At 42.3% G+C, this 15,369-nt stretch carries 15 protein-coding genes; 6 read left to right on the top strand and 9 right to left on the bottom strand.

Going from position 1 to position 15,369, the window contains the following annotated elements:
- Positions 1 to 239 precede the first annotated feature (239 nt).
- A complete protein-coding gene (locus tag ABID99_RS05560) occupies positions 240 to 2,129 on the bottom strand; it encodes an SPFH domain-containing protein (RefSeq protein WP_354484270.1) in 1,890 nt (629 codons plus the stop codon).
- Between the two features lie 286 nt (positions 2,130 to 2,415).
- Here ABID99_RS05560 and ABID99_RS05555 point away from each other — a divergent pair, with 286 nt between their 5' ends.
- Together ABID99_RS05555 and ABID99_RS05550 are read left to right on the top strand one after the other, a co-directional pair.
- Complete coding sequence (locus ABID99_RS05555) at positions 2,416 to 2,577, top strand: hypothetical protein (RefSeq protein WP_175490081.1); 162 nt, start codon at positions 2,416 to 2,418, stop codon at positions 2,575 to 2,577.
- A 144-nt stretch (positions 2,578 to 2,721) separates the two neighbouring features.
- The gene (locus ABID99_RS05550; protein ID WP_176628346.1) at positions 2,722 to 3,129 is read left to right on the top strand and encodes a hypothetical protein; all 408 of its coding nucleotides are present in this window, start codon (positions 2,722 to 2,724) and stop codon (positions 3,127 to 3,129) included.
- Positions 3,130 to 3,332: 203 nt separating this feature from the next.
- Here the strand turns inward: ABID99_RS05550 and ABID99_RS05545 are convergent, their stop codons facing one another.
- The 5 genes from ABID99_RS05545 to ABID99_RS05525 form a co-directional block, all read right to left on the bottom strand.
- A complete protein-coding gene (locus ABID99_RS05545; protein WP_229701779.1) occupies positions 3,333 to 4,583 on the bottom strand; it encodes a multidrug effflux MFS transporter in 1,251 nt (416 codons plus the stop codon).
- A 92-nt stretch (positions 4,584 to 4,675) separates the two neighbouring features.
- Positions 4,676 to 5,890, bottom strand: coding sequence for a hypothetical protein (locus ABID99_RS05540; protein WP_373613118.1), 1,215 nt, complete (start codon positions 5,888 to 5,890; stop codon positions 4,676 to 4,678).
- Between the two features lie 157 nt (positions 5,891 to 6,047).
- Positions 6,048 to 6,398 (bottom strand): glycine zipper domain-containing protein, encoded by a 351-nt coding sequence (locus tag ABID99_RS05535; protein ID WP_090533047.1) that lies wholly within the window; start codon positions 6,396 to 6,398, stop codon positions 6,048 to 6,050.
- Positions 6,399 to 6,504: 106 nt separating this feature from the next.
- On the bottom strand, positions 6,505 to 7,326 hold the full coding sequence (locus ABID99_RS05530) for an alpha/beta fold hydrolase (RefSeq protein ID WP_090533048.1): 822 nt from the start codon (positions 7,324 to 7,326) through the stop codon (positions 6,505 to 6,507).
- 4 nt (positions 7,327 to 7,330) lie between these two features.
- The gene (locus tag ABID99_RS05525) at positions 7,331 to 8,647 is read right to left on the bottom strand and encodes a gluconate:H+ symporter (RefSeq protein ID WP_373613117.1); all 1,317 of its coding nucleotides are present in this window, start codon (positions 8,645 to 8,647) and stop codon (positions 7,331 to 7,333) included.
- 368 nt (positions 8,648 to 9,015) lie between these two features.
- On the opposite strand from ABID99_RS05525, the gene ABID99_RS05520 reads away from it, so the two are divergent.
- The gene (locus ABID99_RS05520; RefSeq protein WP_274987560.1) at positions 9,016 to 9,372 is read left to right on the top strand and encodes a response regulator; all 357 of its coding nucleotides are present in this window, start codon (positions 9,016 to 9,018) and stop codon (positions 9,370 to 9,372) included.
- A 1,065-nt stretch (positions 9,373 to 10,437) separates the two neighbouring features.
- Positions 10,438 to 10,803: a PleD family two-component system response regulator gene (locus tag ABID99_RS05515; RefSeq protein WP_090533051.1), complete on the top strand. Its 366-nt coding sequence runs from the start codon at positions 10,438 to 10,440 to the stop codon at positions 10,801 to 10,803.
- Between the two features lie 70 nt (positions 10,804 to 10,873).
- Here ABID99_RS05515 and ABID99_RS05510 read toward each other — a convergent pair whose 3' ends face one another.
- Complete coding sequence (locus tag ABID99_RS05510) at positions 10,874 to 11,245, bottom strand: hypothetical protein (RefSeq protein ID WP_090533053.1); 372 nt, start codon at positions 11,243 to 11,245, stop codon at positions 10,874 to 10,876.
- A gap of 72 nt (positions 11,246 to 11,317) precedes the next feature.
- Positions 11,318 to 11,824: a GbsR/MarR family transcriptional regulator gene (locus ABID99_RS05505; RefSeq protein WP_090533055.1), complete on the bottom strand. Its 507-nt coding sequence runs from the start codon at positions 11,822 to 11,824 to the stop codon at positions 11,318 to 11,320.
- 330 nt (positions 11,825 to 12,154) lie between these two features.
- On the opposite strand from ABID99_RS05505, the gene ABID99_RS05500 reads away from it, so the two are divergent.
- Together ABID99_RS05500 and phnN are read left to right on the top strand one after the other, a co-directional pair.
- Entirely contained in the window at positions 12,155 to 12,952 is a 798-nt protein-coding gene (locus ABID99_RS05500; RefSeq protein ID WP_373613116.1) for an endonuclease/exonuclease/phosphatase family protein, read from the top strand.
- A gap of 89 nt (positions 12,953 to 13,041) precedes the next feature.
- A complete protein-coding gene (gene phnN, locus ABID99_RS05495) occupies positions 13,042 to 13,599 on the top strand; it encodes a phosphonate metabolism protein/1,5-bisphosphokinase (PRPP-forming) PhnN (protein ID WP_373613115.1) in 558 nt (185 codons plus the stop codon).
- Positions 13,600 to 13,885: 286 nt separating this feature from the next.
- Here the strand turns inward: phnN and ABID99_RS05490 are convergent, their stop codons facing one another.
- Positions 13,886 to 15,310: a hypothetical protein gene (locus tag ABID99_RS05490; protein WP_354484277.1), complete on the bottom strand. Its 1,425-nt coding sequence runs from the start codon at positions 15,308 to 15,310 to the stop codon at positions 13,886 to 13,888.
- Positions 15,311 to 15,369: the final 59 nt, after the last annotated feature.

Genomic DNA, 15,369 nt, shown 5'->3' with positions numbered 1-15,369 from the left:
CCCATCTCTAATCTCCATCCTCTGATCTCTTAAATAAAGTTTAGGTATAAAGAACGTATTATCTATTGCCGGAGGGAGCGACTAACCACCAACCTCCAACCGTGGATCTCTTAACAAAAGGTTTAGGATTTGAGTTATCTGTACTCTCCCTCAAAAATCTCTAATCACAAACCTTTGTCATGATGCATAATTTGAAGGGATTACATAATCAACCTTTAATTTTTATGCATTTATTTTAATTATTCGCCTTTAGTGGTGGCACCGCCTTTGCCTTGGTTTTCGATCTGCAGTTTTTTGAGCATTTCGGTGCCTATCAGGGCATCAATCATGCCACCGCTGCCGCCCTCTTTACCGCTTACCAATATCTCCGGTACTAACCTGATACCTGCGGCGGCCAAAGCTTCGGCCACACGCACTATAGCGTATTGCTCGGTACCCATGGCTTCGGTTTTTTGTTTGGTAACCTCGGCTTCTGATAAACCTATGGCCTTGATCTTGGCACCTTCGGCCATACCATTTACCTCTGTGGCATTTGCATCGGCTTTTGCGTTTACCGTCTTGGCTTCGGCATCAGCCTTGGCTATGGTAATCCTTACTTCAGCATCGGCCTTGGCATTGATGGTTTTAGCTTCTGCCTCACCTTTTGATGCGGCTACCCTTGAAGCAGCCATCTGGGTGTTAATCTCAACCTGGCGGGTTGATTTTACTACTTCAGGCTGCATATCGGCACCGGCACGAGCGCTTTCAAATTCCTTACGTTCAATTTGCGCGTGGCGCTGAATTTCATAAGTAACCTTTTCCTCTTCGGCCAGTTTACGGTCGGTAAGGGTTTTCATCAGGGCAGCCGGAGGTACGATGTCGCCTATCAGGGTATCCACACCAATTACGTTGTAGGTTTCCAGTACGCGGCCAATATGCTCACGGGCATCAGTTTGCCTTTGGATACGGTTGGCCAGGAAGCCGATCACATCACTTTTTTGGGCCGAGTTACGGAAGTAGTTGGCAATGGTTGGCTCCAGCACCTGCGATACCAGGTTTTTCATTTTACCAAACCTTGCTATCACTTTCGGTGCTTCGTTGCGAGGTACGTGGATGATCTGTGACACATCCAGGTTGAAAGTAAAACCATCGCTTGACCTTACCGTGATGGTGCATAGGTTCTTATCCAGCTCGTGCGATTCGGTACGGCTATCGGCCCAGTTAAGCACGATGTTGGTTGTGGGTACAATTTCAACGGCGTGGGTATAGATGTTTACCGGGTGCTTACCGGGATCGAGCGGTTCGTCCCAAACCCCTTTTTCATTTCGTTTCACGATGTTACCATGTTTGAAATTATCGCCACTGGTATCCTTGCCTTCCGGGCCTACGAACGAGTTCACAACACCTACATAACCAATTGGGATATAGATCATATCTACCTGCTCAACGCTCACAAACCAGGGGTTAAGATAGTAGGTACCCGCCAGGATCACGTCCTCCTGCAAACCCTTGCGGCCACCTGCGGTGATAAAAGCAATTGGGTCCTGGTAGTTTTTATGCCCTGCAACCGATTCGCCGGCTATCTCGCCTTTGTTCAGCGGCTCACCATCCAAAGTGGTAATAATACCTACCTTGTTTTCGTGGATCTGGGTGATAGGCACCATCTCAATATCAAACAAAAAGGTGTTGATACGATAGCTGCCCGGTGTAAGGAAAGCTGCCTGAGGGCCTTTTTGACCATTATTATCCAAAAATGCTACCGCATCCTGAAACTTATCACAATCAACCGGTTTACCCAGCACACGGCCGGTATCAAACGAGGCCCCGTCTTTTGCTTTTACCAGGCCAAGCTTGTTTTGCTCAATAATGGTAAAGGGCTGCATGATAATAGTATACTGCCATGGCCACATTTTCCAATATAAGCCCGGCGCAAGGCCACGGCCCTGCATACCAGCCTCGCCTTTGGTGGCTATGATCCGACCATCGGGCAGGCGGCTGTTACCCGTAAGAGCAAATTTCTTGATCACCAACCCGATACGGTCGTCCGGAACGATAACCATGCCGCAAAACACGCGCAAAACAAATTTGTACATCAGCAATAACACTATGACGGGTATAACCCACCACAGACTAACAATTAGATTGTCCATTTTTTTTAAGATTGTTTTTGATTTTTTTAACGGAACCCTTAAGGTGCGGGCCCTCACAATACTTATAGCTTACCTGGAAGAGTACCTTGGCTATATAGTGTCATTAAGACAGTTGCAATTATGCTTTGTTACGAAAAATCATAAAAATATTTTAGGAGCGTCGTCAAATTCATGTAATTAATTGATACACAGAAAGTAAATTTTTAAATAATTTTCAGGAAACATTTTACAACAGGTGTAGTTAAATAAGTATCCTATTGTTTAATGAATACTTAACATTACCGCTATGAGTATCCCCAAAGACATCAAAAAAGAAGGTACCAGGATAAGTCCGGTAAAAGCGGGTGGACAGAAAGCCAAAGAGATCAAAACCGAGGGCCCGCTAAGTGAAAAAGACGAAGTGAAGCAAGCCGAAGAGCGTACTAATAAAGGTTTGAAGAAGAGATAGTGTAAAGTCAATAGTCTTAAGTCGGATGTCAAAAGATCTCTTTTTCCTCACCGCATTTCAGACTTATGACTTTAGACTAAAGACTAACCCTTCGCTTTCAATTTTAAAAGCAATTGTATAGTTTTATCCAAACATTTTTCTGTTATGATAAAACAAGGCTTTTTATTGTTTGCTGTAGTGGTGCTTTTTATAGCATCATGTAAACCTGAAGTTTCGGTTAGGACGCTTACCGGCAAATGGAAATATATAAAAATTGAGCATCCAAATGCAAGCCCGCCCGATACCGTAAAACAAGCCGAGTTGGATGCCAACGTACCTTATATTCAGTTTACGCCCGAAATGAAATTCCTGATTGTATGGGGCGGCAAATTCCTGTCGCACGGCTCTTTTACGCTGAATGGAAGCAACATGAATGTAACCGAGAAACTCCCTGATGGCAAAACCCGTAATTTCGTTTTTTACGTTTCGGAACTAACCGAAAATAAGATAGTTTTTGAAAGTACCGGCCCCGAAGGCTCAAAGGTTACAGCATTGCGGGCAAGCAAATTTTAAGTCAGTTAATTTTTTGCTTGCAGGCCACAAGGTACAATCTCTCGCCGTTGTTGGTGTTGTCACCAACAACTCTGCGCTATGCAATTGCAATGCTGAATTAGCTCGTAATTAATAAGAGCTACGAATAGGAAGTTGTTGGTGACAACACCAACAACAGCGCAGTAATTTAAAATCAAGCTATCCTGTAATCCTAAAATCAAGGCTCAATGTGCCGCAACAACCTCTCCACTGGCTTCAACCTTGTTTTTTATAAACCGCTTGCCAATAAAAACAATCAGAAGTGCCAAAATTGATGACGCCGCCATAACCGCCGCCATGGGCAGCGAACTATGTTGTTTTATTACCGAAATACCGATGGATGACAAGGCCCCCACGGCCATTTGCGATGCGCCTAATATTGCAGAAGCCGAACCCGCATTTTTAGAGAAGGGAGCAAGGGATAATGCCGATGTATTGGGCGCGCAAATGCCAACGCAGCACAAAACTCCAAATATCATAGCTATAGTACCACCTATCCCGAACCAATGATTTAATGAACCCGCCAAAAACACTGTGGAAATAATCACCATTAAAATAAGTGATGCGCCTATCATTTGTTCGCTTTTGTATTTTTTTATCAGCACACTGTTTAGCTGACTTGAACCAATAAACCCGACCGAAAGCCCGGCAAAGATCCAGCCGAACTGCTTTTCGCTTACTTTAAAGCCCTCAATAAACACGATAGGCGAAGACGAAACATAGGCAAACAAACCCGCGAAAGCGAACGCGCCGCCTATGGCATAGGTTACAAACTGCGCATCCTTTAAAACTGTTATAAAATGCCCTATAATCGGCCCTGGTTTTAAAGAATAAGCAGGATCGGGCTGATAGCTTTCGGGGAGCCAGAATATTACGGACAGCAATATGAGCACCGCTATAATAGTTAATACCAAGAAAATGACCTGCCATTCAAAAGCCGCGGTAATGTAACTACCTGCGGTTGGAGCCAGCATTGGCGAAGCACCCAGTACCAGGATCAGCAACGAAAATACTTTGGCATTATCCTCAACCGGGAACAAATCGCGCACCATGGCCATAGCGGCTACGCTTGCAGCGCAGCTGCCCACCGCCTGAAAAAAACGCAGTGCAATAAGCATTTCGAGCGATGAAGAGAAAAAACAGCCCATTGATGATACGATATAAAGCCCAAGCCCCCAGTATAATGGGTTTTTACGGCCAAACCTGTCGAGCAAAGGTCCATAAAGTAATTGCCCGGCGGCGATGCCAATAAAATAGCTCGATAATGACAGCGCTACCTCATCGGTACTGGTATGCAAGTACTTAGCTATGGCTTTAAAGCCTGGCAGGTACATATCTATAGAAAAAGGGCCAAGTGCTGTAAGCGAACCCAATATGAGGATCAGTACTGTATATTTTTGTTTGGTCATACGTGTGTTAGTTAGTTGATGGTTCATGGTTGATAGTTCATAGCTGTGAATGGGCACAATAGTATAATGGTCATGCTAAAATTCTATGAACCATGATCCATAACCTATGAACCGAAGCATCAAAACGCCTCGCCTAAATTAAGACTTATTGATGAAAAGTTTTTGCTCACGCCATAATCGAGGCTGATATTGGTTCCCGTTTTTTTATTGAACTTAAAACGCAGGCCTGTGCCGGCGGCCGGGTGCCAATATACAAAGGCATGGTTTTCGGGCTCGGTAACGGAATTTACATTGGCAAATACCACAAAACCCAATAAGCCATTGCGGGTGATATCGCGGCGGTATTCAGTTTCAAAATATACCAGCCTGTCGCCCCGGTAACGGCTTTGCGGAAATCCCCTGCCCGATCGCTGATAAGGCTCCCAGCCAAGACTTGGCAGGTTAAGATAAGGTGTGCGGGGTGTAAGTGTTGTCCAGTAATAGGCCCAGAAAGCCAGCACGTTTTTAGGCCTCGAGTTGGTTAACTGCACATATTTACGCATATCGATATATAGAGAACTCCAGTTGGTATGGCTTCCAAAAGCCTTGGCATTAACCCGGTAAACTATATTGGCATAAGCTCCGGGCAGCGGATTGATAGAGTTTTTGCGCGAATCGTATAATAAATTGACTGTTACACCCGATGAAAACGCATCCTGATCGGTCGCAGTACCATATTTATAACCGGTAAACTTACGCAGGTTTTGATCGCCGTTGCTTTCAATATCTATGTAATAGTCAAGATTATAGCCTAACCCGGCATAAAAGTATGGCTTAATCTGCTTTAACACGCTTTGATAAAAGCGGAGGTAATTATAATTTACCAGGAACTTATCTTCGGGACCCTGGTTACCTCCCAGGCCCCATGTATATTGAGGATAAACCATCAGCCTGGTGTCGCCCTGTATATTCCACTCGTTATTATTAAGCCAGATATTTGACCGGATAGGCAAGCCATACCTCCCCTTTAAATTAAAATAAGGGGTAAAAGTAAAGCTTGATAAATTAGTAGTAGCTTCATCCCCCAGGTAAAACCCAGCCGTTGTTGAAGTAAACAATGCTTTTCCGCCGCTCCGCCCGTCGGTTGTTGAGGTGGGAAAAACAGAAAAGTAGATCTTCTTTCGCTGCGTTGCCTGCTGCCGGGGCTTAATTTTAAAAAGCGAACGTACAATGTCAATAACATCCCGTTGCGGTACTGTATCTTTTTTTACGCTGATGGTATCTGCAACCGGCTCCTGTGCCAGCATCATTGCCGGAATCAAACATAAAACTATTACAGATAACCCTTTTACCATCGTACTTTAAACGAAAAATATTACCGTGCTGTTTGGCTGTTAGTAAGTTTAATAACGGATAAAACAGGGCAATCGCTTCAATTTAGCTAAATTTTAATTTAAATAAAAAAGGCCTGTAAGTATTGAAACCTACAGGCCTTTATAACAACCATTTAAATTAATGGTAAGTTGTTTGTTTAGTTACGGTTGTTTTGGTTGTGGTATAATGGTGATGCGGATGTGCCCTGCGCCAGGCAATGCGGGCAGCACGCTGCCTTTTCTCTTCGCGTCGGCGGGCTTCATTACCGATAATATAACCGCCACCGGCACCAAGCGCACCGCCAACTAAAGCGCCGCCTGCACTATGCGTAATAAGGCCACCCGCAATTGCACCGCCTGCTCCACCTATGATTGCGCCTTTGCCTTGTTTACTTATTCCCTTTTTCTGTGTGGTTTGTGCATTGGCAGTGATACTGATGGATAGCATCAGGCCAATTAAAAAGCACATATATATCATTAGCTTTTTCATAATGGTATGTATTTATAAGTGTTAACATATACACTCATGCAAATAACAGACCATTATCGAAAATAACGGCACAAAAATTCAACAACTGAACATTAACCGACAATGTTTATTTCAGGAAAGCCATTACAGCTTTTGAAAATTCGGAAGTGCGGCTGGCGCTGTTATGATCGCCCGGAACGTGAACCAGCTTTGAGCCGGGAATGAGTTTATGAAGAGCAACCTCGTCGCCGTTATCATGATCTTCGCTCCCATCTATGAGCAGTACCGGGATTTTTACCTTAGCTAATTCCTGTTTGCTGGTTGATGGCTGCCACTTTTGCTGATAGGCTAAAGCAAGTTCATCAAAAGGGTTACTGTGGATATAATTGATCATCCCATCAACATCATGAAAGCTGGTATCGCCCATTAAAGCCTTATAAGCATGAATCCTCCGCGGCCATTCGGGGTTAGTGTAAGCATCGCCCATACCACCCATTACCGCCTTTTGAATCCGCTTATCCAGCACAAACACGCGCGAAGTAATGATCGATCCGCGCGAATATCCAACAATATCATATCGTTTCAGCCCAAGGCTTGTAGCCAGGCCCATAATGTCTTTAGCTTCGGCATCGTTAGCATAACCCGCGTCATCGTGGGGCTTGTCCGACAGTCCGTTGCCCCGCTGATCCAGTATGATCACTTTATAACCAGCCGTTAACAGATCATTATAAAGCTTTCCTTTTTTCCAGCCTTCGCCTGTGCCCGAAAAACCATGTACCAGTATCACCGGGAAGCCATCACCTTTCGCTTCATAATGGATTTTAACACCATCAAACGAAGTATAATAGCTACCCGGAGCAGTAACCGGCTGCGCTAATGCACCATTGCTGGTGATCAGCATAAAAATTAACAGGGCTAAACTTGCCGATAGTTTTTTGATAACAAACATATTTTTATTTAATAAACAGGTTAATAATACTTACTCCCGCAAGCCCTATAACAGAAACAAGCGTTTCCATTAACGACCATGATTTTATAGTATCTTTAATACTTAAATTAAAATACTCTTTATACAGCCAAAAACCCGAATCGTTTACGTGCGAAAATGCCAGGCTACCGGCTCCGATAGATAATACCATTAAATTGGGATTAATATGATTTTGCAAAACCAGCGGCGCAACAATGCCTGCAGCTGTTAGTCCGGCAACCGTTGCCGAGCCCAAACTAACGCGGATAATAGCGGCTATCACCCAGCCTAATAACAGTGGCGGCAAATTGAACGACTGCAGTTGCGCTGCTATCTGGCCGCTTACACCGCTGGCGGTTAAAACTTCCTTAAAGGCGCCCGATCCCGCTATGATCAATAATATCAAGGCCACATCCTTCACCGCATCAGTAAAATTGCCCGCAAGCTGGCCCATGCTTTTACCTTGCTTTACACCTAAAGTATAGGTGGCAACCATAAGCGCTATCAGCATAACAATTGATGGATCGCCAAGAAATGTGATGAACTTTGCTACACCCGGATCCTGTATGTTAAGGTATGGAAAAAACGCGGTAAGCATTAAAAGCAAAACCGGCAATAAAGCTGTAAAAAAGCTATTGAACGCGCCGGGCAGCTTTTCGGCAGGTAATTCTTCAGCCCTAAAAGTAGCCAGCGGCTCCGATGGGATTTTTTTAAGAAACTGTGCAAATACCGGCCCCGCCAGTATAATAGCCGGAATAGCTATCATAAGCCCGTAAATAAAGGTGGTTGCCATATTAGCATGAAACAAGGCCACTAACGCCGATGGCGATGGATGCGGGGGCAAAAAACCATGCGTTACCGACAGCGAAGCCAACATAGGTAAGCCTATATACACAGCCGGCAGTTTATATTTATAAACCACCGAGAATATCAGCGGTACCATCAGCACGAAGCCAATACCATAAAACAGCGGAATGCCTATAATAAACCCAGCTGCAACCAGCGCCCATTGAATATATTTTTCGCCTACGGCGGCAACAAGTACACCTGCTATTTTTTGCGCGGCCCCGCTTACAGCAACCAGCTTGCCCAGCATAGCGCCCAGGCAAATAATGATGAGCAGCTGACCTAAAATATCACCCATGCCTTTCTGAACGGAAGCGGTTACTTTATTAATGGGTATGCCCAGCAACAAACCTGCAATTATCGAAACAATGAGAAAGGCAATAAAAGGGTTTATTTTTACCAGGCTCACCAACAAAACCAGTAAAACAATACAAAAAAAGATAGTTAACAGTACCATTAAGTTATAGGTTATGTGTGGCCAGCGGGCGTGCAACCTCAGTATAGGGCACCTGCTGATGTCAACTAAAGTAACAACAAAATTTGAGTTTAGGGTTTTTATATGGTAAAAGCTTTGATAACCCGGTCTCAATAATCAATCAGCCTTTTAATTTTGCCATTTGTACTTGAAAAACAAGCAGTTTGTGTAACTAACATACAACATGTTGCTATTTATAACATTGTTTTATTAATTTTATAAAAAATAGTTTTAATTTTGCATTAAAGTTTTATCCGATAAGATTAAACCCAAACCACTACTTTACAGGATACTGTAATTTTAACGCATACTTTAATACCTTTTCGGCATTTATTTCTTTAACTTTTATTATGGTAAAGCGTATTTTAGTATTGGATGACAATCAAGACATACTTGATATTGTTCATGAAACCCTTACTTATGAACAATTTGAAGTCAAAAGCACATCAATAAGCACCGATGTGCTTCCGCTGATTGAGAGCTTTGAACCGGATCTTGTTATACTTGATTACCGGGTGGCTGGTACTAATGGCGGCGAAATTTGCCGAAACATAAAAGTACATCCTAAATTTGGCAATACTCCTGTTATTATATTCTCGGCCTATGTGAACAATGAAAATGAGCTCATCAGCTACGGGTGCGACGCAATAATCAACAAACCATTTGATTTGACCGAACTTGTTGAAAAGGTTAATAACCTGCTTTAAAAACGTAATCCCTGCCTCAACGGTCAATTTACCTCCCCTTGCACTATCCATTTAACCTTTATTTCATTCCTTTATTCTGCCAAACCGGGATAATAATTATAAAAAAAGCAAAGAAAGCGCTTTAAAGCTTCCTGCATTATAAATACAGCACATTTTTAACGCATAAATTGATTAATTATCAATACTTAAACAGCACGGTTGAAATATTGGTAATTATTTTAACTTTGTTTTATAGGTTAAAGCAAAATAATTAGTTAAATACAATAAGCCCCTGATTGTATTATGGTACTATCAATAAACGAACACGAGAAAACAGAAGTAAAAAAGGCGCCGGTATGCCCAAGGTGTAAATCAGAGCTTGATAACCGTGTGCCCAGAGGCTTTTTTGTGAAAAAAGTTTTGTTTTTTCTCCCGCTAAAGAGGTACATGTGCTACAAATGCCAGCGCAAGAGATACATATTACGATAATTAATTTCATAAAAAGAAATTAACACTTACTTAAAAGTACTTTTCCTTTTTTTCTTCTTCGCCAATAATATAGATATTGTATTTTGGCTGCCTGTTATTTTAAGTTTGTGGAAGAAAACGAAGCCAAGTCAAAGAAAAGATATTATTGTTCAAAATGCGGAGCCCCTTACCATTTCCAGATGCGAAGGAGTTGGTTTTTGAAAAACATCCTGTTTTTTATACCGGTCAGGAAATATTTTTGCGCAAAGTGCAAAAAGCCGGCTCACGTTTTCATCAAATAATTTTCCATTAATCAATTTTCTTTAGTGTTTTGATACCCTGTTACTTCAGAAAATGCAGGTAATCTGCGTTTATAACCTTCTTGTACTGTCATTTTAAAGCCCCGACCTTATTTGTATACAACAATATACCCGTTGTATATCATTATAAGTACAGAATTACAGAGCATTCCCTTATAAAGCCTCATAAAATCCAAATTTGAACTAAGATAGTTACGCCTAATACTTGGTATAAAAATTGCATAGTGTTTCTCGATATTGTATAAAGCCATATCGCCATTGACTTTTTTTGCTGATACATCTTTTTAACAACTTACCTATGCGACGGATTTTAGCGGTGGACGACGACAAAGATATTTTAGAAATCATAAAATATATACTGGAAGATTCAGGCTATGAGGTTGATACCTTAACTGAAGGCAGAAACTTGTTTGACCGGATAAAGCAACACGAGCCTGATTTAATTTTGCTTGACATTATGCTCGGCAATTTAGATGGCCGTGAACTTTGCAAAACCCTTAAAAATCAGCAGGAAACTAAAAACATACCTGTAATATTAATTTCGGCAAGCCATAATCCGGGTATGCTAAGCCAAGCCGGTTCGCCCGATGATTTTATAGCCAAACCTTTTGACATTGATGTTTTGCTGGATAGTATAAACAGGCAGTTAAGAAGTGCCGCCTGATATACAGGATATATTCCCGAAAAAAACGGAGCAGGCAAATACTCGCCTACCCCGTCAAATCAAAACAAAACTAAACATTTATAGTAAATGCATTTTCCCGTTTAGCGCGGTTACGCAGCTTAAAGAAAATGACAAGGTTTAGGAAATGCATACCGCCCAATATTAAAATTATCCAGCCCACTTTATAACTCAGTACCTCAACCACTACCTGCATACTGGCAATATTGCCATACTCCTTTAAGGCCAGGCTCATATAGCCTATATTTACCAGGTAAAAGCCTACTACAAGCAGCTTGTTCACAGAATCGGCCAGTTCACTGTTGCCGTGAAAAATATCCACTAAAAATATACGCCCGTTTTTAAACAGCACTTTGGCCACCCATACTGTTAATGCTACACTTGCCAACAGGTAAATAACATAGGTTAAAATAAAGTAGTTCATAATGTTAAAGATTTAGTTATTATTAATTATTTAGAATTTTCAGTAAAAATTGAAATTTATTTATAAAAAAATTTATTTAAACACTTTCAATATCGAACCAAAAAACCAGTTCTCTTCGGCCTTGAGCATGGTATCAAGTGTTTTGTTCACGTTGTTAGCCAGCTTATTTATATCAGTAACCGTGGTTTTAAATGTTTTATAAGCCGGATCTTTTGCATCGCCATTCACTCCGGCAAGTTGATCAAGTATCTTAATGATTGGTGTAAGCTCGCGCTTTTTACGTTCTTCGGCAACACGGCGGGCAATAGTCCACACATCTTTCTCTGCGTAAAAAAACTCCTTACGCTCACCTGTTTTATGCTGCTTTTCAACCAAACCCCAGTCAATGAGGTCGCGCAGGGTCATATTGGCATTACCGCGTGATATACTTAATTCGGTCATCACTTCTTCAGTGGTCAAAGCCTCTGGCGAGATCATCAGCAAAGCATGTACCTGGGCCATGGTGCGGTTAATCCCCCACTCCGACCCTAGCTTACCCCAGGCCTCAATGAACTTTAACTTTGCCTCTGCCAATTCCATGCACAAATATAAACAAGTTTTTAAACTTTCAAAAAAAAATGAAAATTTAGGTTAAAGGTTAAAGGTTAAAGGTTAAAGGTTAAAGGTTAAAGGTTAAAGGGCAATGCACTTTCACTTGCTTTGTTTAAAAAGGTAAAATAAATATCCACCAGTTTTATTAACCTGTTTACTGAAAACACCTTGCCTCTTGCCACGCTCAATTGGAATTTTTATACTGTAAATTTTACACGGGTTAACCGGTAGGCTCCTGGTCAGCATCGCCAGGCCGGTGTTATCAGTTAATAATTACCGAATGTTGATTGTATAATTTAGATTGCTGATATTGCCTGAGTGGAAAATGTTAAAATTGTCACCATAAATACATGGAAATGTGATGGTGAGTATCGGGTGCGCATGGGCATACTTGCCAAACAACTTAAACAATTAAAACCTCATGTTATAGCTTGCCAGGAATGTTTTTACAGCGAAGAAGCAAATGCCGATACCCTGAAATTTTTGGCTGCCGAATTAAATATGAACTACTGTTTTTTACCCGGCCGATCGAAAAAACGCCTGTTTGAAGGGAGTATGGTTAACAGCACATCGGGCCTGGGCATATTATCAGTTTACCCGGTTACCGAAACCGGGAGTTTTGATTTACCCGTAGTAGCCGAAGATAACGACCGTAAAGCTTTCCGGGCAAACGTAAACCTGCCATCGGGAAAAATAGTTACTGTTACCACTACCCATCTTACACACCTGGGCCAGCATAAAGGCCTAAGAAAAGCCCAGGCCGAAGCCCTCGCGGGTTTTGTTACTGAGGAAAGCCCAAAGCCATACCACATTATTTGCGGCGACTTTAATGCTACACCCGATTCGGAAGCGGTTATGGCTTTCCGGGAATTATCTAAAGCTGCTGACTGTTATACCGAAGGTAATGGTGCAGAACCGAGATACAGCCTTACGGACGCCTATTACAAAGCCAACAAACAGGTATGTGTTGACCAGATCTTTACTTTGCCCTTCCCTGGTACGGATAATTATCCGCGGTTTATTGATTCGGCAGTGGTATTAAATGTGCCTGATGAAGAAACCGGCTTGTACCCGAGCGATCATTTCGGCATCACCACAACACTTGTAATAAATTGACTATAAACAACCTGCCGTCAATCGGTAATTTTACCATTCAAAATATAGCGGATTCAAACAATCCGCCCCTTTCATCCATAAAAAACACCATGAGCAAGCTATTTTATGTTATTGGCGCATCCGGAGCAGGCAAAGACACGCTGATGAATTATGCCCGCAAGCAAATTAACGGATCGGAAAATGTGGTATTTGCGCACCGGTATATCACCCGGCCTCCATTTTCTGGCAACGAGAACCACGTTAGCTTAACCAATGAGGAATTTGCATTAAGGAGCAAAGCTGGGATGTTTGCTTTAAGCTGGGCCAGCCACGATAAATACTATGGCATAGGCCAGGAAATAAACAACTGGCTTAATAAAGGCTTCAATGTGGTGGTTAACGGGTCGCGCGAGTACCTGCCTGTTGCGCAGCGGCTCTACCCCGATCTGATAGTGATATTAGTAACGGCGAGCCCCGAAGTTATTGCAAGTCGCCTGGTTGGGCGCGGCCGGGAAAACGCTGAAGAAATAGCCAACCGTATAGCCCGCACTGCCGAACTCAATACCAATCTCGAAAACTGCATCGAAATACAAAATGACGGCGCTATTGAACTTGCCGGGAACGAACTGGTAAACCTGATCTCGGTAACAGAAAAACAACTGGCTTAAACCTGCTTTCAATATGTGATGAAAACTATTGATGGTTCAATACGCCCGAAAGATTACTGCGTTGATAATTAAGTAGATATTTTAGTTTTTTTTAACGCGACCCATAAAATAACGAAATATACTGAAAAAGGGGTATTTCAAGGTGATAATATTAACGCTATTTTTAAAAAATATTTAGAAAAGTATTTAAATATCGAACCTAAACCCTATCAATATAAATTAGCCATCTGCCCTTAACAGCAAATGGCTTTTTTATTTATATAAAAATCTCAAATATTGTTGCCAGCTATCGCAAGGTAGCATAATTATAAAACTGCAACCTGCCATTCCCTTGTATAGTAATGGTTTTGGTTTCAGTAGAGCCCTGGGCATTTTTAAGGGTAATATGTACCTGGTTATCTCCTTTTTGCAAAGGGATCCGTGCATAAGAAATATAAGCCGGCAGGCTTTGCCAGTTGCGGGTATCCGCTTTTTCAGATAGTAAGCTGTAAAGCTGGATGCCGTAACCAAGTCCTTCCAATAACCCGTTGGTTTTGCCATCACTTTTGGCAGCTGCACGTATCGAATATTCGGCTATCTTCTTCACCGCAAGGCGCGACAGGATCCCGCTCATCTCTTTTAATGCACGCTGCTGCAAAGTTTTAAATGCCAGCTCATTAATATCTTCAGCTTTTACCAATGACGCATCCTGGTTATTAACCGAGATACTTGCGCTTGAATAATATGGCGTTTGCGCAACATATTTAGGAAATGCAACCCGCAGGCTTTCAACCGACTTGGTGTTTACCCTGTTCCTGTCACCGTCGTAATTAAAGGGAATTACCAGGCCTCCGGCAGCATCGGTAAAAAACAAGTCGCCGTTGCTGTTACGGATCAGGCTAAAAAACAGGTCGACCTGCGTTTTTACCGGGGCAAGGCCGTTCTCCCAAAAAAATATCAGCTCACCGCCTTCCGATGGTTTTACAGGTTCATATTTAATGCCAAAGGTTGTTTCAAACTGGTCAGCTTCAGTTGTAAAGCCGTTCAGCTTTGCCGTGCGGATCACGTCCTCCTGCAGTTCAACGGGCATCGGGGTACCGTAATAAGTTTTATCAGGACTTTTAAGATAGATCTCAGCCGCGTTCCTGTATGATATAAATGCATTGTTTACATCGTTGTTGCTTTCGTACAACATCCCCTGCAACGTCAGCGAAAAAGCGTCGTTTGAGTAACGGCTGTCTTTATTGTTATACTTATCGCCCTGTTCCTGAGCCTGTAAAGTAATACGACGGGCTTCAACAATTGCATCCTCTGTTTTATTCAGGTACAAATAATTGAGCGCCTTATAATAATGGATCATGAACTTTTCAAAATCCTCTCCTTTATACCTTTGCGATGCGGAATTAAGCAAAACGCCAACAGCGGCGTCAGATGCGCTGGTCAAACCTTCATCAAGCAACTGATCGGCCTGGTTAAAGTAGTTGTTGCTATTTTCGTACTCGCCTTTTAAATGGCAGATCCTCCCCTTCTCCATCAGGTACAGGAGCTTATTTCGGGGCTTTTGAATCAGGCTGTTATTATCAAGCTCCTTCTCGGCCTGTGGATAGTTACCGGCCGATACATTTTTGTAATAAGGAGCAACACTTTGATTATAGGTTGAACACGCCGATAAAAAAAGCATCAGCCCGATAAAAGAAAATACCTGGAGAATATGCGTACGTAAGTTGATCATTATTAAATGCAAACTGCCCCGAACACAGGCGTACCATGTTCAGGGCAATGATGTTTACC

Source organism: Mucilaginibacter sp. OAE612, assembly GCF_041806395.1.
GTDB lineage: Bacteria > Bacteroidota > Bacteroidia > Sphingobacteriales > Sphingobacteriaceae > Mucilaginibacter > Mucilaginibacter rubeus.
This window is presented reverse-complemented; position numbering and strand designations above follow the sequence as displayed.